The sequence below is a fragment of the Candidatus Poriferisodalis sp. genome (assembly GCF_965204125.1).
In the GTDB taxonomy this organism is placed as follows: Bacteria; Actinomycetota; Acidimicrobiia; order Acidimicrobiales; family Poriferisodalaceae; genus Poriferisodalis.
Map to the genome: position 1 here is coordinate 3,179,641 of NZ_OZ241968.1, position 23,073 is coordinate 3,202,713.

A 23,073-nucleotide genomic window follows, 5' to 3' on the forward strand; every position below is an offset into this window, starting at 1 on the left:
TGAGCAGCGGTCGGACGGCCCGATCCGCCTACTGACGGAGTTCGGGGAGCAGCGCGACAAGGCGGTCGAGCTGGGTGTCCACGTCTGGCGAGGCCAACCGGATGCAGATGTGCTCGCAGCCAACGTCGATGTAGCCCTGCAGCCAGGCGGCAACCTCGGCAGGTGTGCCCGAGTAGGTGCCCATTATGCGCCGGAGCACCTCGATCTCTACCCCGTAGTAGAGCTTCGAATGCTCGGCCACCTCCGCGGCGGCGGTTTCCGGCTCGCCGATGTTGACCGTCAGGTACGCCGCGGCGGTGATCGATGCCGGATCGCGGCCTGCGTCGGCCGCATGGCTGCGCACGGTCGCGAGCTGTTCGCCGAAGGTGTCCGCGGCCGGTGCCGTGGGGAACCAGCCGTCGAAGTGCTGGCCTGCACGCTCGAGTCCGCGCGGGCCTGAGCCCCCCAGCCACAGGCGCGGCCCGCCATCGCTGACGCAGACCGGCTGCAGCCGCCGCTGGGTGGGTGTGCCTTCGGCGCGCCAGAGCTCACGAGCCCGATGCACGGTTTCCATCATCAGGGTGCCTCGCCGGTTGAAATCGGCGCCGACCAGGTCGAAATCGGCGTTGACCTCCGCTCCGGGTGGGCCTGCGCCGACACCCAGGATGAGCCTGCCGCCCGAGAGAGCATCCACCGTGGCGGCCTGCTGGGCGAGCTGGGTGGCGCTGCGCATCGAGGCCAGCAGCACCGCCGTGCCGAGATCGACACGCTCGGTGGCCGTCGCTACACCCGCCAGCACCGAGAGCGGCTCCGCTCTCGGCTTGGCGAGCAAGGAGTCGCCGATCCACACGGCATCGAAACCAAGCTCTTCCGCTCGCACAGCCCATTCGACAAGTCGGCGCGCATCGCCGTCGTGCGGCGGATACATCGCCAGCTCTCGCGAGGGCAGCAGCAGACCGAACGTGATTGATCCAGGTGACGTCATGGCGAGCACTCTGCCACCTCGCGCCACGCACAGCCTCCGCCACACGCAGGGACTCCCCACGGGCCTGCACAAGAAACAGGGTGACTCGCCAAGGCACGCAACCTAGTTTGGGGTTGTCGGGGGAGGGCGCTGCTGCGGTGAAGAACAGTCGGCGAACCATCGGGCTCGTGGGCACTGGGGTCATCGGCGCCGGCTGGGCTGTTCGCGTCTTGGCACGGGGCCATGACGTGGTGGCGTGGGATCCGGGTGATGGCGCTGAGCAGCGGCTGCGATCGGCTATCGAGCGGGCATGGCCGTCGGCGGCTGACCTGGGACTGTTCCCCGATGCCGATCCTGACAGGCTGCGCTGGGCCTCGAGCGCGCAAGAGGTGGCCGCCTCGGCCGATTTTGTGCAAGAGAGCGCCCCAGAGGTCGAATCGTTGAAGCAGTCGTTGCTGGCCGAAGTGGACGCTGCGGCTGATCCCAGCACGCCGATCGCAAGCAGCTCGTCGGGACTGCTGCCCAGCAAGCTGGCGGAGTCGCTCGCTCATCCCGAGCGGCTCGTGATCGGCCACCCGTTCAACCCCGTGTACCTGCTGCCGCTGGTCGAGGTAGTGCGGGGCGAGGCCACCAGCGACGAGACACTGGCCGCGGCCCTGGAGCACTACGACGATCTGGTGATGCACCCGCTGGTCGTGCGCAACGAGATTGAGGGCTACCTCTCTGACCGCCTCCAAGAAGCTCTGTGGCGCGAGAATCTGCACTTGGTGAACGACGGCGTCGCTACTACTGCGGAGCTCGACGACGCCATCGTCTACGGCCCAGGTCTGCGCTGGGCAGCCATGGGCACAAATCTCACGTTCCACCTCGCCGGAGGAGACGGCGGCATGCGCCACATGCTGAGCCAGTTCGGCCCGGCACTGGCGTTGCCGTGGACACGGCTGGAGGCTCCGGAGCTGACCCCCGAGCTGATCGAGGCGATGGCCGCCGGCTGCGAGGATCAAGCTGGCCCACGGTCGATTGCCGAACTCGAACGGCTGCGCGACGACGGCCTGCTGGCAGTGATGAGGGCGCTCCGGCCCAGCGGCTTGGGTGCAGGCCGTCTGATGGCGGAGCGGGAGGCTCGCATTCTGGTAGCCGCGAATGCACAGCATCGACGGTGGTCGCCGAGCAGCAAAGTGGCTGCTCCCTTAGACCTGTACTCGACCGTCGTGATGCCCGACTGGGTGGACTACAACGGCCACATGACCGAGTGGGCGTTCCTGACCGCGTTCGGCTGGGCGGCTGATGCCCTGTTCCGCTACATCGGGATCGACGAGGCCTACCGCGCCGCCGGCCACTCGTACTACACAGCCGAGACCCACCTGACTCATCTGCGCGAGGCGTCGGCAGGCGAGCCGCTGCGGATCACCACCCAAGTGCTGGGCAGCGATGCCAAGCGCCTGCACATCTTCCACACGATGCACAGGTGCGACGGGCACCGGCACGGCCACGACGAACGCCAGCGCGACGAGCAACACCACAGCGACCACAAACACGATGAGGTGCTGTGCGTCGGTGAGCAGATGCTGGTTCATGTCGACACGGCCGCCGGGCGCAGTGCTCCGTTGGCAGACGGCCCAGCAGCGGCAGTTGCGGCCATCACTGCAGCACACGCATCGATGCCGACGCCGCCGCAGGCCGGCAGCCGCATGGCGCTGCTTCCGACGTAGCACTGCACGCACCACTCCGCCAACGCGCTCACCTGTAGCGCCACAACAGCCAGGACAGCAACACCGATGGATTTCTCGATCGACGACACCCAGCAGATGGTGGTCGACACCGTGCGCACCTTCACCATGCGCGAACTCGTGCCGCATGAGGACGAGGTGGAGCGCTCCGGTCAGGTTCCGCCCGATCTGGTGGAGCAGATACGCAACAGGGCCGTCGATGCTGGCCTCTACGCCGCCAACATGCCCGTCGAGCTCGGCGGCGGGGGGCTTGACGACTTGACGCTGACCATGGCCGAGCGGGCTTTCGGCTGGACGTCCTACGCCCTGCAGTACATCGTGGCCCGCCCCTCCAACATCTTGCGGGCCTGCACCGGTGATCAGATCTCGGACTACCTGGTGCCTACCGTGCGAGGCGAACGGGTGGAGTGCTTGGCCATGAGCGAGCCCGACGCTGGCTCTGACCTGCGCGGCATGTCCTGCCGGGCCGAGCGCGACGGCGACGAATTCGTGGTGAACGGCACCAAGCACTTCATCAGCCACGCGGATCTGGCCGACTATGTGATCCTGTTCGCGACCACGGGCATCGATGCTCCAGACGCCGATACGCCGGGCCGCAGTCCCCGCAAGCTGATCTCAGCCCTGCTGGTGGATTTCGACACCCCCGGCGTCGAACGGGTGCCTGGCTACAACTGCGTGTCAAACCGGGGCTACCACAACCTCATCCTGAACTTTGACAACGCCCGAGTGCCGGCGAGCAAGCTGCTCGGCGAGGAACATCGAGGCTTCGACGTTGCCAACGAGTGGCTCGGAAGCACCCGCCTGCAGGTGGCCGCTGTGTGCCTGGGACGCGCCGACCGGGCACTGTCGGTGGCGCTCGACTGGGCCGCCACCCGTGAGCAGTTCGGCCAACGGATCGGGCGATTCCAAGGCGTGTCGTTCAAGCTGGCCGACATGCGCCTCCGCCTCGCCCAAGCCGAGATGATGACGTACCGGGCCGCGTGGCTCTCCGAGCGGGCCGAGATGACCGACGCCGACGCCGCCATGGCCAAGCTGTCGGCCACCGAGATGCTGCAGTTCGTGTCGGATGAGGCCATACAGATCCTCGGCGGCATGGGGCTGATGGACGAGCTTCCGTTGGAGCGAATCTGGCGCGACGCCCGGGTCGATCGCATCTGGGACGGCACCAGCGAGATCCAGCGCCACATCGTGTCTCGTGACATGCTGCGGCCCCTCGGCTGCTGAACCGCCATGACACAAGTCATCGCAGCGACATGACTGGGACGGCATGACTGGTCGGCTGGATCGGCTGTTGCGGCCACGGTCGCTGGCATTCGTCGGAGGCATCGCCGCCGAACAGTCGATTGACGCCTGCCGGGCATTCGGCTTCGCAGGTGAGATGTGGGGGGTCAACCCTCACCGCACCCTGGGCGACCTGCCCACGGTCGCCTCCGTTGCCGAGCTGCCCGAAGGCATCGACGCTGCGTTCGTCGGCGTCGACCACGACGCCACGATCGACACCGTGCGCCGCCTCTCCCAAGCCGGTGTGGGCGTCGCTGTCTGTCATGCCTCGGGGTTTGCCGAGGTCGGCGCGGCCGGCAAGATCCGCCAAGTCGAGCTGGTCGAAGCAGCGGGCGCGATGGCGGTACTGGGGCCCAACTGCTACGGAATGCTCTCAGCGCCCACCGGCGCCGCCCTGTGGCCGGACGTCCACGGTCTGATTCGTCGCACCAGGGGCGTGGCACTGCTGAGCCAGAGTGGGAACATCGCCGTAAACCTGACCATGAGTCGCCGCGGTCTCGATGTGGCCTGGGTCATCAGCCTGGGAAACCAAGCCGACGTCGGGATCTCAGAAGCGTTCGAGGCAGTGGTCGCCGACGACACCACAACCGGCGTGGGTCTGTGCATGGAAGGCCTGAACGACGTCGAGCGCTTCGTCGAGGCCGCGGCAGTGGCTCGTCGGCGACGCCTTCCGGTAGTGGCGGTGAAAGTCGGCGCCTCGCCGTCATCGGGCGCGATCGCGGTCACCCACACCGCCTCGTTCGTGGGCGACGACGCTGCCTACGACGCGCTCTTTCGGAAGCTGGGCATCCACCGCGTCGAATCCATCGACGGGTTGGTCGACACTCTGTCCACCCTCTGTTCCACCGGCCCTCTGGGGGGCAACCGCGTGGTGTCATTGAGCTGCTCGGGCGGCGAGGCGGCGCTGGTGGCCGACCGCAGCCAAGGGCGCAACCTGAGCTTCCCGCAATTCGCACCCGACCACGCCGCCCGCGTGGCGGCTGCGCTGGACGGCCGCGTCGCGGTCACCAACCCGCTCGACTATCACACATTCATCTGGGGCGACCTGGACAGGCTGAGTCGCTGTTTCGAATCTGTTCTGGGTGCCTCCGGCAACGGCGCACCGTTCGATGCCGCCGTCTTGCTGCTCGATTTCCCCGCCGAGGGGCTGGATCGCTCGCGCTGGTGGCCGACGATGCAGGCGTTCGCCACGGCCTGCGCCAACGGCGACACTCCCGGCGTCGTGGCGGTATCGCTGGCAGAGAACCTGCCCGACGAGGCCCGCTCTCAAGCCGCCGCATGGGGGCTGGCTGCCTGCGGCGACATCGACAACGCGCTGTCTGCATTGGAGGCGGCCGCCGCATGGGGGCACCATCTCGACCACACGGAAGCCGAGGCGGGCTCGTTGGTGGTGAAGGCTCGAGAGGCTCCCCTCGGCACATCGGTCCTGCTTGAGCACGAGGCAAAGCCGCGTCTGGCGGCGGCTGGCATCGAGGTGCCGATGGGTCGGCTGGTCGAGCCGCAGCAGGCCCCGGCTGCCGCAGATGAGATCGGCTACCCAGTCGCTGTCAAGGCCGTCGGTGCAGCGCACAAGAGCGATGCCGGTGGCGTCGTGGTCGGGCTCGCCGATGCCGCCTCGGTTGCCGCAGCTGCTGAGCGGGTCGCCGCCTCCGTCGGAGGCGGAACGGTCATGGTGGAGTCGTGCATCACTGACGTGGTGGCCGAGCTGTTGGTGAGCGTGCGCTCATCACCGCCGGTGGGAATGATGCTGACGGTGGGCGCCGGCGGCACGCTGACCGAGGTGCTTGACGACACTGCTTCCCTGCTGCTGCCTGCGGCAGGCGACACGATTGAAGCGCTTCGCAGTCTGCGACTGTGGCCTGTCCTCGCCGGCTACCGGGGTCGTCCGGCTGGGGCCGTCGATGCTGTGGTCGACACCGTCAGCTTGCTGGAGGCGCTGGTGCGCGACGATGACCGCATCGTCGAAATCGAAATCAACCCGCTGCTCGTGACCCCGCATGCAGCGGTGGCAGCCGATGCCCTGATGGTGGTCGCAAATGACTGATCAGACCCCCACGCCAATCCCTGGGCAGACCGCGGTACAGGTCGTCGCCCATCCTCCGGTGCTGGAGGTCACGCTCAACCGCCCCAAGGCCAACGCCATCGACGCCGCCACCAGCCGAGAATTGAGCAAGGTGTTCGCTGCCTTTCGCGACGATCCCGAATTGCGGGTGGCAATCCTCACCGGCGGCGGCAGCCGGTTCTTCAGTGCGGGCTGGGATCTGAACGCCGCCGCAGAGGGCGAGGAGTACGAGGCCGACTACGGCGACGGAGGCTTCGGTGGCCTCGGCGAGCTGCCCGGCTTGAACAAACCCGTGATCGCGGCGGTCAACGGCATGGCCGTGGGCGGTGGGTTCGAGATCGTGATGGCCGCCGATCTGGTGGTGGCCGCCGACCACGCCCGCTTCTGGTTGCCCGAGGCCAACCTGGGCATCGTGCCCGACGCCGGATCGGTGCGCCTGGGGCGGATGCTGCCGCCGGTCGTGGCCAACGAGGTCCTGTTCGCAGGCCGTCGCCTCGATGCCGCGGAAGCGCTGCGTTGGGGCTTGGTCAACGCGGTGGTCAGTGCCGACGATTTGATGAGCGAGGCCCGCGCGCTCGCCGCCCGAGTGACCGAGGCCGCCCCGCTGGCGGTGGCAGCCATCGCTGAGATACGAGACCGCACCAAGCACCTGCCGCTCGCGGACGCATTCGAGTTGTTGCGATCGGGCGGCTTGGCGGCATATGAGGCGATGCTGGTCTCCTCCGATGCCTCCGAAGGATCCAGCGCTTTCGCGGAAGGACGCTCTCCCCGCTGGCAGGGTGGCTGAGCCCCCAATGCCGCCAGTTGTCGAAGCTGGCTAGACCCAGGCGTCGGCTCGTTCGCGGTTGGACGGGTTGCGCATCGGCAACTCGTTGTGCCAGACGCCTTCGTGCTCGCGCAGCGCAGCCGCCACTGCGCCTGCCGTCGGCACGAGGCCGATCTCGCCGACGCCCTTGATGCCGTAGGGAGCACCGGGTTGCGGCGACTCCACCAGGATCACCTCGACGTCGGGCATGTCCTTGGGCCGGATGATCGCGAGGCTGCGCAGCGTGGAATTGAGCGGCCGCCCGTCGGCGTCGGCAGGAAAGCCCTCGCTGAGTGCGTAGCCGAGGCCCATGTGCACGCTGCCCTCGATCTGGCCCTCGCACAGCACCGGGTTCACGGCTCGGCCCACATCGTGAGCAGCGATGACTCGCTCCACGTCGCCGGAGTCGGGGTCGAGGATGACGACCTGCGCGGCGTAGCCGAAGGTCGAATGGATGATCGGGTGCTCCAAGCCCTCCGACAGCGAGTTCGTCCAGTCCACCCGGTACTCGCCCTCGTAGTCCGTCTCGGGCCGGCAGCCGTCGGCGAGTGCAGCACGACACGCATCGGCTACTGCGCCGGCGCCCATGAGCGTGCCCCGGCTGCCAGTGGTCTGGCCGGCGCCGAGTTCGCGTGTGGAATCCACGATGACGCGCACCGCTTCCGGGTCGACGCCGAGCTCCTCCACGGCCACTTGCAACGCCACGGTGTGCACGCCCTGGCCCATCTCGGTCCAGCAGTGACGGACCTCGACGGTGCCGTCACCGCAGAAGCGCACAATCGCCTTGGCGATCTCCTTGAAACCGTTCCCCAAGCCGGAGTTCTTCAGCCCCAGCCCGATCCCGACCGGCTTGCCCGCAGCACGGGCCGCCTCGTACGGCTCGCGCACAGCATCGAGGCACGCCTGGGCGCCCAAGCAGCCGTCGTCCATGATCTGGCCCGGTCCCCACACTCCCCCGGGCACCACCACGTTGCGCTGGCGCATCTCGAACCCGCTGATGCCCACCGCCTCGGCCAGCCGGTCCATCACGCCTTCCATGGCGAACTGTGCCTGGTTGGCACCGAACCCCCGGAACGCACCGCACACCGGGTTGTTGGTGCGCACCGCGACCGACTCGACATCCACCGCCGGCACCAGGTACGGCCCGGTGGCATGCCCGGCCGACCGCTCGAGCACCTTCATGCCCACCGACGCATAGGGACCCGAGTCGCCGAACATGCGGGCCCGTACCGCAGCGAGCTTGCCCTCGGCGTCGCAGCCGACCTCATAGGTCATGCGGATGGGGTGCCGCTTGGGATGCATGAGGAGCGACTCTTCACGCGACAGCGTGATCCGCACCGGGCGACCCGTCAGCCATGCCGCCAGCGCCGTATGGGCCTGGTTCGACATGTCCTCTTTGCCGCCGAACGCCCCGCCGTTCGAAACCAGCTCGGTCGTCACGATGGAGGGGTCGAGCGCCAGCACCGCTGCGATGTCGTTGCGGTCGTCCCAGATGCCCTGCCCGCCGGTGTACACGTGCAGCCCGGCGGCGACCCCGTTGGCGGGCGTGGGCACGGCAAGGGTGGATTCGGGCTCGAGATAGGCGTGCTCGATGCGCTGGGTTTGGAATGTCTCAGTCACGACATGCGCGGAGGCGGCCAGCGCAGCGTCGACGTCGCCGCGGGAGTAGGTGGAGCGGGACAGGATGTTGCCGTCGAGCTCCCAGACGGCGTCGATATCGCTGTCCTTCACTCGCACCGGGTCGGTCATGGGTTCGAGGACGTCGTAGGACACCTCGATCAGCTCTGCAGCACGTCGCGCAGCAGGCCGGTTGTCGGCCACGACGATGGCGAGCACATCGCCGAGGTAGGACGTGCGCCCGCCGACGGGGATCATCACCGGCCAGTCCTTGTGGATGAGGCCCACTCGCAGCACGCCGGGGATGTCGGCAGCGGTGAACACGGCATGCACGCCGGGCTCGGCTTCGGCGGCGCCGGTGTCAATGGACCGCACGTCGGCGCGGGCATGGTCGGCAAACCGCAACGCCCCATGCAGCATGCCGTCGGGATACATGTCGTCGATGTAGGGGCGGCTGCCGAGCGTGAGCTCGCGAGCCTCGTAGCGGACGCCCGAGCTGCCGACGCCCTTGGGCGGCAGCGCCACCGGCACCTCTCCCGCCGCCAGCGATTCCACCGCGTCGAGGATCTTGGTGTAGCCGGTGCAGCGGCACAGGTGCCCGCCCAGGTGACGGCTGGCTTCTTCACGTGTCAGCGCCGAGCCCTTGCGGTCGAGCAGGGCCTTCAGCCGCACCACGATGCCCGGGGTGCAGAATCCGCACTGCAGAGCGCCGTGCGCGGCGAACGTGTTCGCCATGGCGTCCAGCTCGGCCTCATCGAAACCTTCGACCGTGGTGATCTCCGTGCCGGCCGAGCGCTCGAGGCTGGTCTGGCAGGCCACCCGGGCCTTGCCGTCCACCAGCACTGTGCAGCAGCCGCACTGACCTGACGGCGCGCAACCGTCCTTGGGAGAGATGATCCCCAGCTCGTCTCGCAATGCCGCCAGCAGATGCTCGTGATCGCTGGCCACGGTGACCGGCGAGCCATTCAGCACGAACTCTGTCACCGAACTCTCTGCCGTCATCGGCAACCTCGTCTCCGGGACAGCGGTGTCGTGCTGTCCCCTCCCCAAGGGCCATTGTCGCATCGTTGCGCAGCCATTCGCACCACAGCACTCGCCGATGCCAGTGCGCCGCAACCGCATGCTCGGCAGTTTTCATGTGGATATGCACATTACATGTCTGCATATGTGAATAACTCTATAATTTGGCTATGGATCTTGTGATCATCGACTCGCTCCGGGGCACAGTTGCGCCCAAGACCGAACGGATGTCATGAACGAACACCACCAGACCAATCAAGAATTCGAAACGTTCCAAGAGCGCATCGCGCGACGCAGCGAGGCCAGCCTGCGCTTCACTAGGGGCATGGAGTTCAGCACAGTGCTCCAGGATGTTCTCGACTCGGCCAGAGACGTCACTGCCGCGCATTACGGGGTGATGACCTTGCTCGACGAGGGGGGGCAGGCAGAGGATTTCTTGTCCTCGGGGACCACGGCCGAGCAGGATGAACGGCTGTTGCTCACTCCGGACGGTCCTCAGATCTTCGAGTCATTGACCGAGATCGCCGGACCCCTGAGAGTGGACGATCTGGAGTCCCATGTCCGATCGCTCGGATTCACCGAATTCGAGATCCCGGTGCCGGCGGACGCGTTCGGACTCGTGGCGGTGCCGATGCTCTACCAAGGAGGCCCGGTGGGCCACCTCTTCGTGGGCGGCAAGGACGCCGGAGCCGAGTTCACCGGCGCCGACGAGGAGACGCTGGTGATGTTCGCCTCCCAGGCGGCGCTGGTCATCGCCAATGCTCGCAGCCACCGCGACTTGCAGCGAGCCAGGGCCGATCTGGAGACGCTGGTGGATACCTCCCCGGTAGGCGTCGTCGTCATCGATGTCGCATCCGAGGAGTTGGTATGGGTCAACCGCGAGACCGAGCGCATCGTCGAGAGCCTGTGCGAGGACAACCGGTCGCTGGAGGATCTCTTGGAGATGGTGACCTGTGTGAGGGCCGACGGCGAGGTGGTGACGCTGGGCGAACTGTCGCTCATGGAACTGGCCGGGGCTGGGGAGACGATCAGGGCGGAGCGGATCTCGCTGCGGGTTGCCGACGGTCCGAGCGTCAGCGCCCTGCTCAACCTCACACCGATCCTCTCCGATGACGGTGCGGCGGTGTCGTTGGTCGTGACGCTCCAGGACATGACGCCGCTGGACGAGCAGGAGCGGCTGCGGGCCGAGTTCTTGGCGATGGTGAGCCGCGAGCTGCGCACGCCCCTCGCCGCGGTCATGGGTTCGGTGTCCACGCTGCTCGACAGCCCCGGCGGGCTGGACCCTGCGGAGACCGCGCAGTTCCTTCGCATCATCCGCGACCAGTCCGACCAGATGCGGCACCTGATCGGCGATCTGCACGACGTCGCCCGCATCAACACCGGCACCCTGCCCGTCGCCCCCGAACCGGCCGACGTGCACCAGCTGGTGGACGATGCGATGAGCAGGTTCCTTGCCGGCGATGCCCCGAACCCCGTCAACGTGGAGCTGGCAGCGGATCTGCCGCTGGTGATGGCCGACCGGCTGCGCATCGCCCAGGTGCTGAGCAACCTGCTCGTCAACGCCGCCGGCTACTCGCCTGGCGGGTCGCCGGTAGAGGTGACCGCTGCCCGGGACGGAGCGCACGTCGCGATCTCGGTCACCGATCAGGGCCGGGGCATTCCGTCGGAGCAGATGCCCGATCTGTTCCGCCAGTTCTCGCGTGCACACGGCCCAGACCACGGAACCGGCCTCGCCTGGGCGGGCCTGGGGCTCGCCATCTGCAGGGGCATCGTGGAGGCACACGGCGGGCGCATCTGGGCACAAAGCGACGGGGCGGGCCTCGGGGCGCGCTTCACCTTCACGTTGCCGCTGGCGGAGGCCGCGACCGCCGCTGCGGCAGCGGGCTCGGGCGGGTCGCGGCCGTCGGCACAACGCCAAGTCCGCGTACTGGCCGTCGACGACGACCCCCAGGCGCTGCGCTACATCACCGACATCCTCAGCGGGGCCGGCTATGCGACCGTCGCAACCGGCAACCCCGCCGACATCGGCCGCATCATGGCCGAGCACAGACCCCACCTCGTCCTGCTCGACCTGGTGCTGCCCGACCGCGACGGCATCGAGGTGATGACCGATGTGCGGTCACGGGCCGACGTGCCGGTCATCTTCCTGTCGGCATACGGCCACGACGAGACCATTGCCCGAGCCTTTGACATGGGCGCAACCGACTATGTGGTCAAGCCGTTCTCGCCCACCGAGCTGACCGCCCGGGTCCGCGCAGCGCTGCGCAAGCAGGTCGACCTCCTCGAGGGCGAGCCGTCGGCGCCCTATGAAGCCGCCGGGCTGAGCATCGACTACGCCCAGCGCCGCGCCGCGGTGGCCGGCGAGCCGGTGGAACTCACCGCCACCGAGTACAACCTGCTCCACGAACTGGCCGCCAACGCCCCCCGGGTGCTGACCCACAGCGCGCTGCTGCACCGGGTCTGGGGGCCTGAGCGAGTCGGCGAGCCTTGGCTGGTCCGCGACGTCATCAAGCGGCTCCGACGCAAGCTCGGCGACGACGCCGGCAGCCCCAGCTACATCTTCACCGAGCCACGCGTCGGCTACCGCATGCCCCCCGGCCAGTCATAGAGCTGTTCACAGAGCCATCCTGGGTTTCTTACAAACTTCCTCTCGATACTGTTTCGTTCATTGAAACGATCTGGCATGCTCTGGCGCTGCGAGCCCGGCTCGCGGCGAAAGGAACCCAGGGATGCGGAATGCTCGGATATCGATGGCTGCGATGGCGGCCGCTCTGCTGGCGACGTTGCTGGTGTTTCCTGCGACGCCCGTCGGCGCTTCAACGCAGCCTGAGGCGCCGTCGGATCTGAGATCGATCAGCCGGGTACACCGTTCGCTCGACGATCAGAACCAGGTCGTCAGCCGGACTGACTCATATGTCCAGTGGGACCTGCCGACCAACCGCGACCACATCACCTGCTACTACGTCCGCTGGCGCGTCGCTGCCAAGGGGAGCCAGCCGGCCGGTGCGTGGCAGCCGAGCGAGCAGGGCGCCATTGCCCCCAGGTACCGCGACTATCACGACATCGACGGGTTGACCATCGGCGAGTCCTACGACTTCGAGGTTCGCTCCTATTCGGAGTCCCAGGGCGCCTACAGCGACTGGGTGACGCTGAACACGACCCTGACGGTCGCCTCGAACGACTCGAGCCTGCAGTCGCTCACGCTCTCGTCGGGGACGCTCGCGCCGGCATTCGACCCGCAGAGATGGAGCGATGTCACCTACACGGCGACGGTGGCGAACTCGGTCACCAGCGTCACCTTCACGCCCACCGCCAACGACGCGAACGCGACGATCACCTACAACGGCGCCGAGATCGCCAGCGGCACTGCCAGCGCTGCGATCAGCCTGGAGCCGGGTCCCAACTATTTCCAGATCCGGGTGGCGGCCGAATACAGCGCGTACTACCGCACCTACAGCGTCAACGTGATCCGTGCGGCCCCGTCGGGAAGCCTCGCGGCGCCGACCGGCCTCACGCTCGCTCAGGACGCCGCCGGCGGGAAGCACCGCGTCACGATGTCGTGGACACTGCCCACAGGCGCGACCGAAGCGGTGCTCGAGTACGGCAAGCTCCGCAGCGACCAGTCGGCGCCGGCATGGAGCACCGCCGGCGTCATCGACTTGACGACCAGCGGCGGCAAGATCTTCACCCGGCTGCACGACAACGACGACTACGTAGTACGGGTAGCGGGCAAGAACAGCTCGGGCACCGGCGCATGGGCCACGGCGACCCTCACGGCGCATTCCACGCCCTACTGGCCGCTCAATGTGGCGGCTGCGTCGGGTGACGCGTCGCTGGCGGTGAGCTGGGATCCGCCCTCCGACAAGGGCTACCCCGGGGCGGTCATCAGCGGCTACAGCGTGCGCTGGCGTGCCCTGCCCGACGACCCGTGCTGCCCGTGGGAAGACTCGGTGGGCCGAGACGTGGGCGACGTGGATTCATACACGATCACGGGCCTTGCCAACAATCAGGTCTACGAGGTGCAGGTTCTGGCTCGCAATGCCCTCGGAACCGGCAACTGGTCCGAGACCGTCCTGGCCACGCCCGCCGAGCTGGTGGGCAGCCCGCCGGAACAACAGCAACAACAGCAACAACAGCAGGAACAGGCACCGCAACAGCAACAGCAGCAGGCACAGCAGCAACAGCAGCAGGCACAGCAGCAACAGCAGCAGGCACAGCCGACTGAGGACGCCACCGAGGACGCCGCCGAATCCGACCCGCCCGAGAAGCCCGGTGCAGTGGCGGACGTACAGACCACGGTCGACGGCTCGAAGGTCACCGTGTCGTGGACGGCGCCCCCCCAGGGCGGCGAGCCCAGCACGTACGTCGTGCGGCTGAAGACCGCAAAGAAGGGCAAGGCGAAGACCAAGCGAGTCGACGCCGACGCCACCAGCGTGACCTTCGGCAAGGTCAAGGCCGGAACGCACACCGTCTATGTGCGGGCCAAGAACGCCACAGGCGGCGGCAAGTGGACCAAGACCACGGTCACCGTCCCGTAGCAGCCACCGTCCGGGGTTGTGCTCTTGTGCGAAGCCACACGGGAATTGGGCTGACCGACGGCACCAAGTACCGGTGGCGCATCCGGCGGCGACGGCGTGATCGACGCGACGGAATACCGGCAGGTCAAAGCGGCAGGCCGGCAGCGTCTCGCCAGCGCAAGCCGCCAGCCGCGTCAACAGCGTCTGTGGGCAGTGCGCCTAGTCGCCCGTCGGGGTGTTCATGGTCATGCCGGCGTGAATCCTCATGATGGCGAAGCACTGCGCCCGGCCCGTCTCCCCTGTGGAGTCGGTCACCGTGTATGCGACGTACTGCACCCTCGCATAGGGCGAGACGCCATCGCCGGTGATGCTGGACAGCACGCGGGTGGCCGGGTCGAAAGCGAACCCTGAGTGCCGCAGGTCGACGCCGTAGAGCACGTCGAAGCGGTAGGTGAGCGGGCCGTTGCCGCCTGTCGTCGCGGGCAGCCTCGGCGAGTACTTGATCTCCGAACCCGAGCGCCAAGCCACCTGATACACCGTGGCTGCCACTGAGTTGTTGGCCGTGCCCGGATCGGTCCACAGCACCGTGATCTTTCCGTGGTCGGCGGTGGCAGTGGGCACCGTCGGCGGGTCGGGACGGCCAGCACCCTGATAGTTCCTCGCAGTGCCCCTGTTCGCGTCCGATCCGTGAAGCGACCACCTGCTGTATCGATTGCCGATCCACGCGCGTACCCGTGTTTCGTACCTTGTCTGCGCATTCAGGCCGGTGCGCAACAAGAACGTGTCGGTGCCGGTGTGGCCGGCGTCGGACCAATTGCCCCATCTCGAGGTGACTGCGTTGTACGCCCGGTACTCGACGTCGTAGCCGGTGACGCTGTCGCCGACGCTCGCCGGCGGGTACCAGTACATCTGAAAGCCGTTGTGGATCGGGTGCAGCAAGCTGATCGAAGGCCGTCCGGGTCGACCTCGCCGGGTGCCCCCGTTTGTGCACCGTCTTGCGCTGCCGCCGCCGCCGACTGTGCTGCCAGCGCCACCGCGGCCAACAAGGCGACCGCCAGCATTCTCTTCGTCCTCGTCTCAGACCCTCCCTCGGGATCGATCGCAGGCAGACGCCCGCCCGACCGTCGCCGGGACAACACGGCTTCGACGCCGAGGGCCGTTCCCACGGTCGGCGTCTGGCGCTCTGACCGGGCACTCGGCAAGGGGCGCGGCGACAACCCGCGGAGCGGGCTGCCATCTGCCCGACATGGGCCGAGCGTAGTCGGCTCAATCTATGAGTTCTGCCGGACATGCGCGATTCTGCGAATGAATGGCTCTGCACATCAGTGAATCTCCCCGGCATTGGTGGAAGCTGTGCTGGCGGCAGCGCGACAAATCGTGCCTGTGGCGCGCCGATGCGGGAGTGCATTGAATTTCTAAAACTGCTGGTCAGAGGGCTAAATCATGGTCTGGAAGCAGGTTTGGTTGTTGCTTTTCGCGGGGGGGGGGGGGGGGGGGGGTAGAAAATCCCGTTTGTGAGCGATGCGGGAGGAAACCCTGTGAAGGATTCATCGGTTGTCTCGGAGGGGGCTGGGCCGGCGTCGCCGAACCCGGCCAGGCGGCGGGGCCGGCCGGGTCCGGTGCGGTGGCTGTGCGCGCTCGCCGCGCTCGTGTTGTGCGCGGGGGCGGCGGTGGTGGCTGCGGTGCCCGCGGGTGCGGGAACGACCACGATGCGCACCTATGAGCTGTTCTTTCGGTCGGGGAGTGTGGCAGCGGAGGGCTTGGTCTTTGAGGTGGGTTTGCGTGTGTCGCCGCCGATGCCCGATGCGCCGCCGCCCGACGATCCGATGGATCCGCCTCTTGTTGAAACAACGGTGTTCAATGCCAGTACGCATCATGTCTCGACCAACAACAGCGATCTCGTTAGCGGCACGTTCCCGTTGCAAGGGTGGGACGCGTTGAACGCGGGGGACACGTCGCGTGAGCAGATTCTGCCGCTGATCATCCACGCCGACCGCCTGTTCGAGGGTGATGAGGTCTTCGAGGTTCGGGTGGGCCCGCCGACGGGCCCGGGGCTGGACGCGTCGTTGTTCCGCCCTGTGCGGGCGGGCGCGGACCGGTTGCGGGTCACGATCAAGGACACCACGATTACGCCGGTGTTCAGCAGCAATTCGTATTCGGTGACCGAGGGCGACACCCTGACAGGCAGCGTGCGTTCCACGGGGCTGCGCTCCAAGATCTACGACCTGCCCCCTCCTTTGGCGGAGGCGTCAATGGGGGACAATCTGAACCTTTTGAGTCTCGTGGCGCGCAACGGCTCGGCCCGGGCGGGCACCGACTTCACAGCGCCGCCTGCCTCGCTGTTCAAGAAGATCACGCCCGCGAATCTGGGCGATTACGGGGTGCGCCGGTTCTCGATAGCGACGATCGACGACAGCGTGTGCCAGCCGACCCGGTCCTTCACCGTCGCGGTCGCCGACCCCGGCCGCACCAACAGTGCGGTGTTCGATTCGCGCAGCACCGCGACGGTGTACATCTCCGAGCCGGCCGACACGACCGACGCGCCGCCCGCCCCGCCGATCTACGGGATGGATCACGTGTCGGCGACGGAGATGACGGTGCGGTGGGGCTCCGCGATCTGCGCGGACGCCTATCAGCTGGCCTACAAGCCGACCTCGACGACGACCTGGACGACGTTGGCGTCGGGGGCGTCGGACTCGAAGTACTCCCACACCGTGCGCGGCCTGACCGCCGACACCGCCTATCACGTGCGGGTGCGCGCCAAGAACGGCACCGTGAACAGCGCCTGGACCACGATGACCTACACGCCGCCCACCGCGGGCAAGCTCACCGGGCTCACGCTCGATGACGGCACGAACGATCTGGTGCTGCTGCCGGTCGAGGCGAACGCCGACGGCTTCCAGGGCGACCGGCCCGAGCTGCGCTATGCGGTCAAGGTCGCGCCCGGCACCCGCAGCGTGCGCTTTACGCCGACCTGGTTGGATGCGAACATCAGCCGAGTCGCGGGCACCACGGCGAACTACACCAACAACAGGCTCATTGCTACCAACGCGGTGTCCACCAGCGGCAGCCAATCGAACCACATAAAGATCGCCGGCTCGGACGCCTACAGCGTGCCGATCTCGGGGCCCGTCAAGATGCAGATCCAGGTCGACAGCAGTTCGACGTACAACTTGTTGATCACGCCTGATGAGACGTGGGCGTCGGCGGACAACTACCTGCAGCGGATCGTGCTGCTGGGCAGCGGCGCCCAGTCCTCGCCCGCCAACCAGCAGATCGCCCACAGCGTGCCGCAGCGACGAGCCTCGGATGTGCTGACGCTGTCTGCGCGTTCGTCGGTGCACGCCGTGTCGGACACCTTCGGCGGCCACAGCGCGGCCGCGTCGGGCGGCGTGTCGGCGGTGACGATGGACGCGTCTCCCGGCGCTGACGCGTCAGCGGGCGGCGACAGCGGCGACGCGACTGCGCAGCTCGACGGCAGCGGCGGCTCGGGCAGCGTGCGGATCGACTTGTCGGAGCCGTTCGACGACGAGCAGCACGGCTACACCGCCACGGTCCCCAACGACGTCACCTCGGTCACCGTTGACGCATCGCCCGCCCATGCTGAGGCGACGGTGACGGTCAACGGCAACACGCCCGACACGCCGGTGCAGCTCGAGGTGGGCGCCAACCGGGTCAGCATCGAGGTCACCGCCGAGAACGGCTACCAGCGCACCTACACCGTGACGATCACCCGCCAGCCCCTGCCGCCCGGCGAAATCGACCCCGACGGCCTGCAGACCAACGCCAAGCGGCGCCGCATCACCGTCGCGTGGGACGCGCCCGACAGCGGCGGCGCCCCCGACGGCTACATCGTGCACATCCGCCCACAAGGCGGCAAGCAAGGCAGCGGCGCCACCAAGCGGGTCGACGCCGACAGGACCAGCGTCACCTTCAAGCGCCTCGAGCCCGGCACGGTCTACAAGATCTGGGTGCGAGCGCACAACAGCGCAGGCAAAGGCGACCGCACCCGCACCACCGCCGCCACCGCCGACTAGGTGCGCATCAGCGGGCCGCCGAACCCGGGCGGAACTGTCCATGGCGGCAGTCCCGCCCGGGGACGTGCTCTTGTGCGAAGCCACGCGAGAACAGCGATGCTCGGTCTTGTGTTTCTCACATGTCTTCCACAGTTCGCCCTTGACTCATAGACACGATCTGGTAACAATCCGCCTCGGCCGGATGGAACCGGCACACCCGGCGCGGGCACGCCATCTCCCGCACCTGCCGCAGAGAGGCGCTGTTGATGCATCTTGATACCCCCCCCCCCCCCGGCGTATGGCTTCTAGCGCGGCCCGCGGCCGTGCCCTTCTGTGTCGGCTGAGGCTGGCTGCTGCGGCGCTGGTGGTGCTGGGGGTCGCTGTCGGCCACGATGCGCCGCCTGCCCAGGCGCAGACGCTCAGCGCGCCCGTCACGTCGCTGATGTGGCGGTCGTGCTCGGGCTTCTATCTGTTTTGGGATGAGTCGCCCGGAGCGACCGGCTACCAGATCCAGATCAGTTCGCAAAGCGGCGCCACTTGGGGCACCTGGTCCGACGTGACCTACAGCGGCACCGCGCAGCCGGCGAAACTCACTGGGCTGACCGACAGCACCAAGTACCGGTGGCGCATTCGGGCTTTCAAGGGCCCCACGAACACCAGGACCTACAGCGCATGGGCAGTGCCCACCAGCGCCGACGAGCGCACGGCGAGAGATTGCCCGGAGGGCAAGCCCAATCCGCCGATCGCGCGCTCGGCTGTGCCCGGTCCGGGGAAGATAACGCTCACCTGGGAAGCCGGCGATCCGATCGAGGGCGCCATCGTGGCCGGCTGGCGGGTGAGATACCGCTGGGTGAACGAGCACGGCGTGCAGATCAAGCGGTCCCTCAATGCCGTCAGTGCCGACACGACCACCGCCGAGGTGACCGGGCTCACTGCGGGCACTGAGTACGACCTGTGGGTCGCTCCGATTGCTCCCGACCTCTCCGTCGGCGCGGCCTCACAGGTGCTGACCGCAACCCCCCAGAGCACCTCCACGCCGACGGTCCCCGCGGGCAGATGCAACCACCGAGGCGCCACCCCGCCCGGCCTCGCGCCGATCACCAGCTTCACCTCGACCCACGACAGCATCACCCTGCACTGGGACTCGCCCGACTACGGCACCAACGCCGACGGCAACAAGGGCTTCATCACCGACTTCCTGATATGGACGGCAGCAGCTGACGGGTCCTATTCCGGCGTGCAGTACGTGAGCGCCTATGGGTGGGAGCCTGCCACATACAGCCACACGATCTCGGGCCTGTCGGCGAGCACCGACTACACGGTGGGGGTCAATGCGCGCACCATCCAGGCCTGCTTCAGCGGCTGGAGCTCGGTCGCAGTCTCCACCACCGCAGCCCTCAACAGCGGAGGCCCCCAGATCGGAGTGCTCCCCCGCCCGACCCAAGAGCAGCAGCCCCAGCAGACCGAGCAGGCTGAACAGCCCGAGAACGAGTCAGCGGCCGATTCGCAGCCGGCGCCCGACACAGCGCCAGCATCAGCACCCGAGCCCGAGACCGAACCGGAGCCCGAACCGGAGCCCGAACCGGCACCCGAGACAGAGTCCGAACCGGAGCCCGAACCGGTGCCCGAGCCCGATGATGTCGTGGCCCGCTACGACGCCAACGGCGACGGCGCGATCGACGCAACGGAATACCGGCAGGTCAAAACCGACTGGCTCGCCGGCAAGGTCACCTACGACGAGTTCCTCACAGTCGTCCGGGCCTACCTCACATCCGGCTGACCACAACCACCCGCCCACCAACCCCTCCACCCCCGATTCCTCGCCCTCGGCCAGGGCGAACCGCCTGATGCCGCATCTGGTTCCACCGCACGAGCCCCGCTCTGGGGCAACTCGGCGGGGTCTTTAGACTCGGAGTCAGTGACAGCGACTCGCTTTTCCCGACCTGTGGAGATCCCCGACGACCTCGGGGAGCGTCCTGCCGCGGTCCAAACCGGGCGTGTGAGACTCCCGAATCACATCGCGTGGAGCGGCCAAGGCGAGTACGACCTCGACGACCCGCAACACCGGATGCGCGTGTACGAACTGGTGATGACCGAGGGCAACGAGGACGATGTGCGTACCTATGTCGATCTCGAGGCGCTGCTGGGCATGTGGGACACGATGTGGCTCGCTCCCCATGTCCGCGAGCAATGGGCAGACCACCTGCGCTCGCGCAGCCTGATCTCCTGAAGCGTGCTCACGCCCCTCCAGGAGCGAATCCGTCGGCTCGCTGCCGAGTACCGAGTCAGCGGTGCTCGCCGGTGGTGGCGCGCTCATCGTGCATGGCATCGTCGACCGCGCCACAACTGACCTCGACTTCTTCTTCCCCGACACCGCCGACGTCAGGCCCACGGCCCAGGCAGCGCTCAGCGTTCTCCAAGGTGCAGGCTTCCGCGTCGATGTAGTACGTGACGGTGCCACCTTCGTGCGTCTCAACGTCAGGGACGGCCACGACGAAGCTGCCATCGACTTCGGACTCTCGCGGCGCGTGTTTCCCCCCGCCCAAACTGAGAGCGGCCAAGTGCTCGCGCCCGAGGACCTGGCGGGCGACAAGATGGCGGCCTTGTTCAGCCGCGCCGAGGCACGCGACTTCGTTGACGTGTTCGCCCTCTCCGCACACTTCAGCCGCGAGGAGCTCTACGCGCTCGCCAGGGAGAAGGACACGGGCTTCGATCTGGGCCACCTCCACGACTCCCTCGGGATGTTCGACCATCGCACCCGCCAAGACTTCCCCCTCAACGATGAGGACTTCGAACGGCTGCGCACTTGGGTTCACGACTGGCGCGGTCAATTGCCACACCCGACAGCACCGTTGCACAGCGATCGCGGACCTGCATCGGAGGAATAGGAGATGGCCGCCAAGTGTCCTGCCTGACTAGAGCAGCGGCCGAGTCCGGAAGAAGAGCCATTCTGAGAGCGGTCACAAACGCTCATCCCCCAGCATGGCCGAAGCCAACCCGCAAATATCGACCTGCCACCGCTGTTGGCGGCCCACCCGCATCACGCGCACAGAACCTCACGCGAACCGACACCTAACGATCGCGGTCGACTATCTCGAGTCGCGTCGTGCGATTCCCCCGAAGGCACCCGGCCCCATAGACGACGGCGTCTGTGATCCGCAAGAATCCGACCCACGGATCACGACGCTGCCGGGGCCTGATCACCTGTTTCTCGCCGATCGTGGCCCACACGAGGGCTGACTGTATTTCGTTGAGAAAACTAGCGAGGCAATCTTTGCGCATGAGCAGCGCACCATGGCTGTCGTCGTGTGCCGCGGAATCGAAAGCTGCGAGTATCCCGTCGACATCAACATCAACCGGCAGCATGAATCCAGCAATCCGCCTCCACCGAAGTCAGGGACCCCCAGTTCCTCTCCCTTGGCCGGGGCGAACCAAATGGGCAAGCCACCTGCGCTCGCGCGGCCTGTTCTCCTGAACTGACCTCGACTTCTTCTTCCCCGACGCCGCCGACGTCAGATCCACGCATGAATCGATTCCTAGCCACATAGCTATCTTCTGGCTATGATTTCATACATGCCGCCGACAGCCATTCCGATCGCGTTTACGCACGACCAGGCCCGTGACCTCGGGATCTCGAACCGCGACCTCGCGAAGCTGACCGCACAGGGCGCCCTGCAACGCATTGCGCGCGGCATCTACGCCCGCGCCGGACACGGTGTCGACCCAGACCTTCTCGAGCTGGCCCTGCGCAGCCCTCACACGACCCTCTGCCTCACGACCGCCCTCGCTCACCACGACCTCACCGACGAGATCCCCCGCACGATCGACGCCGCTTTGCCGCGTCACCATTGGCAGCCCAAGACACGGGCTCCGGTGACCTGGCATCGGTTCGACCGCGACACCTTCCACATCGGACGCGACGATCTTCACCTCGCCGACACGATCACCATTGCCATCTACAGTCCGGCGCGCTCGATCATCGACGCCTACCGCCTCCGTCATCGACTCGGCATCGACCTCGCACACACAGCCCTGCGCCGCTGGCTCGACCAACGCGGCAACCATCCCTCCGAGCTCCTCGAACTTGCCAGATCGTTCCGGCGCGCCATGCCAGCACTTCGCGCTGCAATCGAAACCCTTCAATGAGCCCCCAGCCGAGCCGAGACACAACCGCTGGCGCCGCCTATCTCGACCTCCAGGCCGCCGCCCGTGCCACAGGTCGACCAGTCGACGAACTCTTCCAGCTCTACGCGCTCGAAGGCTTCCTCCGCCGCCTCGTCGAAACCGACCACGCCGCAACGTTCGTCCTCAAAGGCGGTGTCCTGCTCGCCGCATACACCGAAAGACGACCAACCCGCGACATCGACCTAGCCGGAACCGACATCGATGGCGACCTCACCGCCATCGCAAGCATCGTCGCCGACATCGTGAACGTGAATCTCGATGACGGCCTCGACCGGCTCGTCATCGCCAAGGTGGAGGAGATCCGCGACAGCGCGTCCTATCCAGGTATCCGCGCAACGGTCACCGGACAGCTGGACCGGGCGAGGCTCCGCTTCCACGTCGACATCAGCATCGGTGACCCGCTCTGGCCCGAACCAGACCTCGTCGAGCTTCCCCAACTCCTCGACGCCGAGCCAATCGCTGTCCGCGCCTACTCCGCCGAGCTGATCCTGGCCGAGAAGATCGTCACCGCGATCCAGCGCGGGACAGCATCAACGCGCTGGCGCGACTTCGTCGACATCGCTTCGCTCGCCAAGGCCCAGCTCGACATGACCCACCTCAGCGCATCCCTGCAGATGGTCGCGGACCATCGACAAGTGAGCATCCGCCCGTTGGCCGATGTCCTCGACGGCTACGCCGACCTGGCACAGAGCAGATGGTCGGCCTGGCGCAATCGCCAAGCCCTCCACACCACCCCAGAGCAATTCGCAGACCTCCTAGACCAAGTCATCACCTTCGCCGACCCACTCCTGCAGCCCCTCACCGACTGACCGCCCCTTCTAAATCTGGGGGGAAGGCCTGTTGATCAGATTCGCATCGCGGTCGGTTGGGGTTCGAAGGTGTCGGTACGCTGCGGGT

General features: G+C 67.2%; 15 protein-coding genes. 12 read left to right on the forward strand and 3 right to left on the reverse strand.

What is annotated here, in order from left to right; genetic code table 11:
- Nucleotides 1-28: 28 nt before the first annotated feature.
- Nucleotides 29-964 carry an LLM class flavin-dependent oxidoreductase gene (locus ACOGXD_RS14665; RefSeq protein ID WP_419915758.1) on the reverse strand — a complete coding sequence of 312 codons (936 nt, stop codon included), beginning with the start codon at nucleotides 962-964 and terminating at the stop codon, nucleotides 29-31.
- A 167-nt stretch (nucleotides 965-1,131) separates the two neighbouring features.
- Between ACOGXD_RS14665 and ACOGXD_RS14670 the strand changes: the two genes are divergently transcribed.
- From ACOGXD_RS14670 to ACOGXD_RS14685, 4 genes are all read left to right on the forward strand, one after another.
- Nucleotides 1,132-2,655, forward strand: coding sequence for a 3-hydroxyacyl-CoA dehydrogenase NAD-binding domain-containing protein (locus ACOGXD_RS14670; RefSeq protein ID WP_419915759.1), 1,524 nt, complete (start codon nucleotides 1,132-1,134; stop codon nucleotides 2,653-2,655).
- Between the two features lie 66 nt (nucleotides 2,656-2,721).
- Nucleotides 2,722-3,897: an acyl-CoA dehydrogenase family protein gene (locus ACOGXD_RS14675; protein WP_419915760.1), complete on the forward strand. Its 1,176-nt coding sequence runs from the start codon at nucleotides 2,722-2,724 to the stop codon at nucleotides 3,895-3,897.
- Between the two features lie 43 nt (nucleotides 3,898-3,940).
- Complete coding sequence (locus ACOGXD_RS14680; protein WP_419915761.1) at nucleotides 3,941-5,998, forward strand: acetate--CoA ligase family protein; 2,058 nt, start codon at nucleotides 3,941-3,943, stop codon at nucleotides 5,996-5,998.
- Nucleotides 5,991-6,803 carry an enoyl-CoA hydratase-related protein gene (locus ACOGXD_RS14685; RefSeq protein ID WP_419915762.1) on the forward strand — a complete coding sequence of 271 codons (813 nt, stop codon included), beginning with the start codon at nucleotides 5,991-5,993 and terminating at the stop codon, nucleotides 6,801-6,803. The genes ACOGXD_RS14680 and ACOGXD_RS14685 overlap by 8 nt, the downstream gene beginning before the upstream one ends.
- Nucleotides 6,804-6,833: 30 nt before the next feature.
- Here ACOGXD_RS14685 and ACOGXD_RS14690 read toward each other — a convergent pair whose 3' ends face one another.
- Nucleotides 6,834-9,440 (reverse strand): molybdopterin cofactor-binding domain-containing protein, encoded by a 2,607-nt coding sequence (locus tag ACOGXD_RS14690; protein ID WP_419915763.1) that lies wholly within the window; start codon nucleotides 9,438-9,440, stop codon nucleotides 6,834-6,836.
- 250 nt (nucleotides 9,441-9,690) lie between these two features.
- Here ACOGXD_RS14690 and ACOGXD_RS14695 point away from each other — a divergent pair, with 250 nt between their 5' ends.
- Nucleotides 9,691-12,066: an ATP-binding protein gene (locus ACOGXD_RS14695; RefSeq protein WP_419915764.1), complete on the forward strand. Its 2,376-nt coding sequence runs from the start codon at nucleotides 9,691-9,693 to the stop codon at nucleotides 12,064-12,066.
- Between the two features lie 121 nt (nucleotides 12,067-12,187).
- Nucleotides 12,188-13,996, forward strand: a complete 1,809-nt coding sequence (locus ACOGXD_RS14700) for a fibronectin type III domain-containing protein (protein ID WP_419915765.1) — start codon at nucleotides 12,188-12,190, stop codon at nucleotides 13,994-13,996.
- A 198-nt stretch (nucleotides 13,997-14,194) separates the two neighbouring features.
- Here the strand turns inward: ACOGXD_RS14700 and ACOGXD_RS14705 are convergent, their stop codons facing one another.
- Entirely contained in the window at nucleotides 14,195-14,914 is a 720-nt protein-coding gene (locus ACOGXD_RS14705; RefSeq protein WP_419915766.1) for a fibronectin type III domain-containing protein, read from the reverse strand.
- A gap of 599 nt (nucleotides 14,915-15,513) precedes the next feature.
- Between ACOGXD_RS14705 and ACOGXD_RS14710 the strand changes: the two genes are divergently transcribed.
- The 6 genes from ACOGXD_RS14710 to ACOGXD_RS14735 all read left to right on the forward strand — a co-directional run bounded on the left by ACOGXD_RS14710 (nucleotide 15,514) and on the right by ACOGXD_RS14735 (nucleotide 22,985).
- A complete protein-coding gene (locus ACOGXD_RS14710) occupies nucleotides 15,514-18,012 on the forward strand; it encodes a fibronectin type III domain-containing protein (RefSeq protein ID WP_419915767.1) in 2,499 nt (832 codons plus the stop codon).
- A 346-nt stretch (nucleotides 18,013-18,358) separates the two neighbouring features.
- Complete coding sequence (locus ACOGXD_RS14715; protein WP_419915768.1) at nucleotides 18,359-19,771, forward strand: fibronectin type III domain-containing protein; 1,413 nt, start codon at nucleotides 18,359-18,361, stop codon at nucleotides 19,769-19,771.
- 138 nt (nucleotides 19,772-19,909) lie between these two features.
- A complete protein-coding gene (locus ACOGXD_RS14720; protein ID WP_419915769.1) occupies nucleotides 19,910-20,221 on the forward strand; it encodes a hypothetical protein in 312 nt (103 codons plus the stop codon).
- Nucleotides 20,222-20,282: 61 nt separating this feature from the next.
- A complete protein-coding gene (locus ACOGXD_RS14725) occupies nucleotides 20,283-20,879 on the forward strand; it encodes a nucleotidyl transferase AbiEii/AbiGii toxin family protein (protein ID WP_419915770.1) in 597 nt (198 codons plus the stop codon).
- A 685-nt stretch (nucleotides 20,880-21,564) separates the two neighbouring features.
- Entirely contained in the window at nucleotides 21,565-22,137 is a 573-nt protein-coding gene (locus ACOGXD_RS14730) for a type IV toxin-antitoxin system AbiEi family antitoxin domain-containing protein (RefSeq protein WP_419915771.1), read from the forward strand.
- Complete coding sequence (locus ACOGXD_RS14735; protein ID WP_419915772.1) at nucleotides 22,134-22,985, forward strand: nucleotidyl transferase AbiEii/AbiGii toxin family protein; 852 nt, start codon at nucleotides 22,134-22,136, stop codon at nucleotides 22,983-22,985. The genes ACOGXD_RS14730 and ACOGXD_RS14735 overlap by 4 nt, the downstream gene beginning before the upstream one ends.
- Nucleotides 22,986-23,073 lie beyond the last annotated feature (88 nt).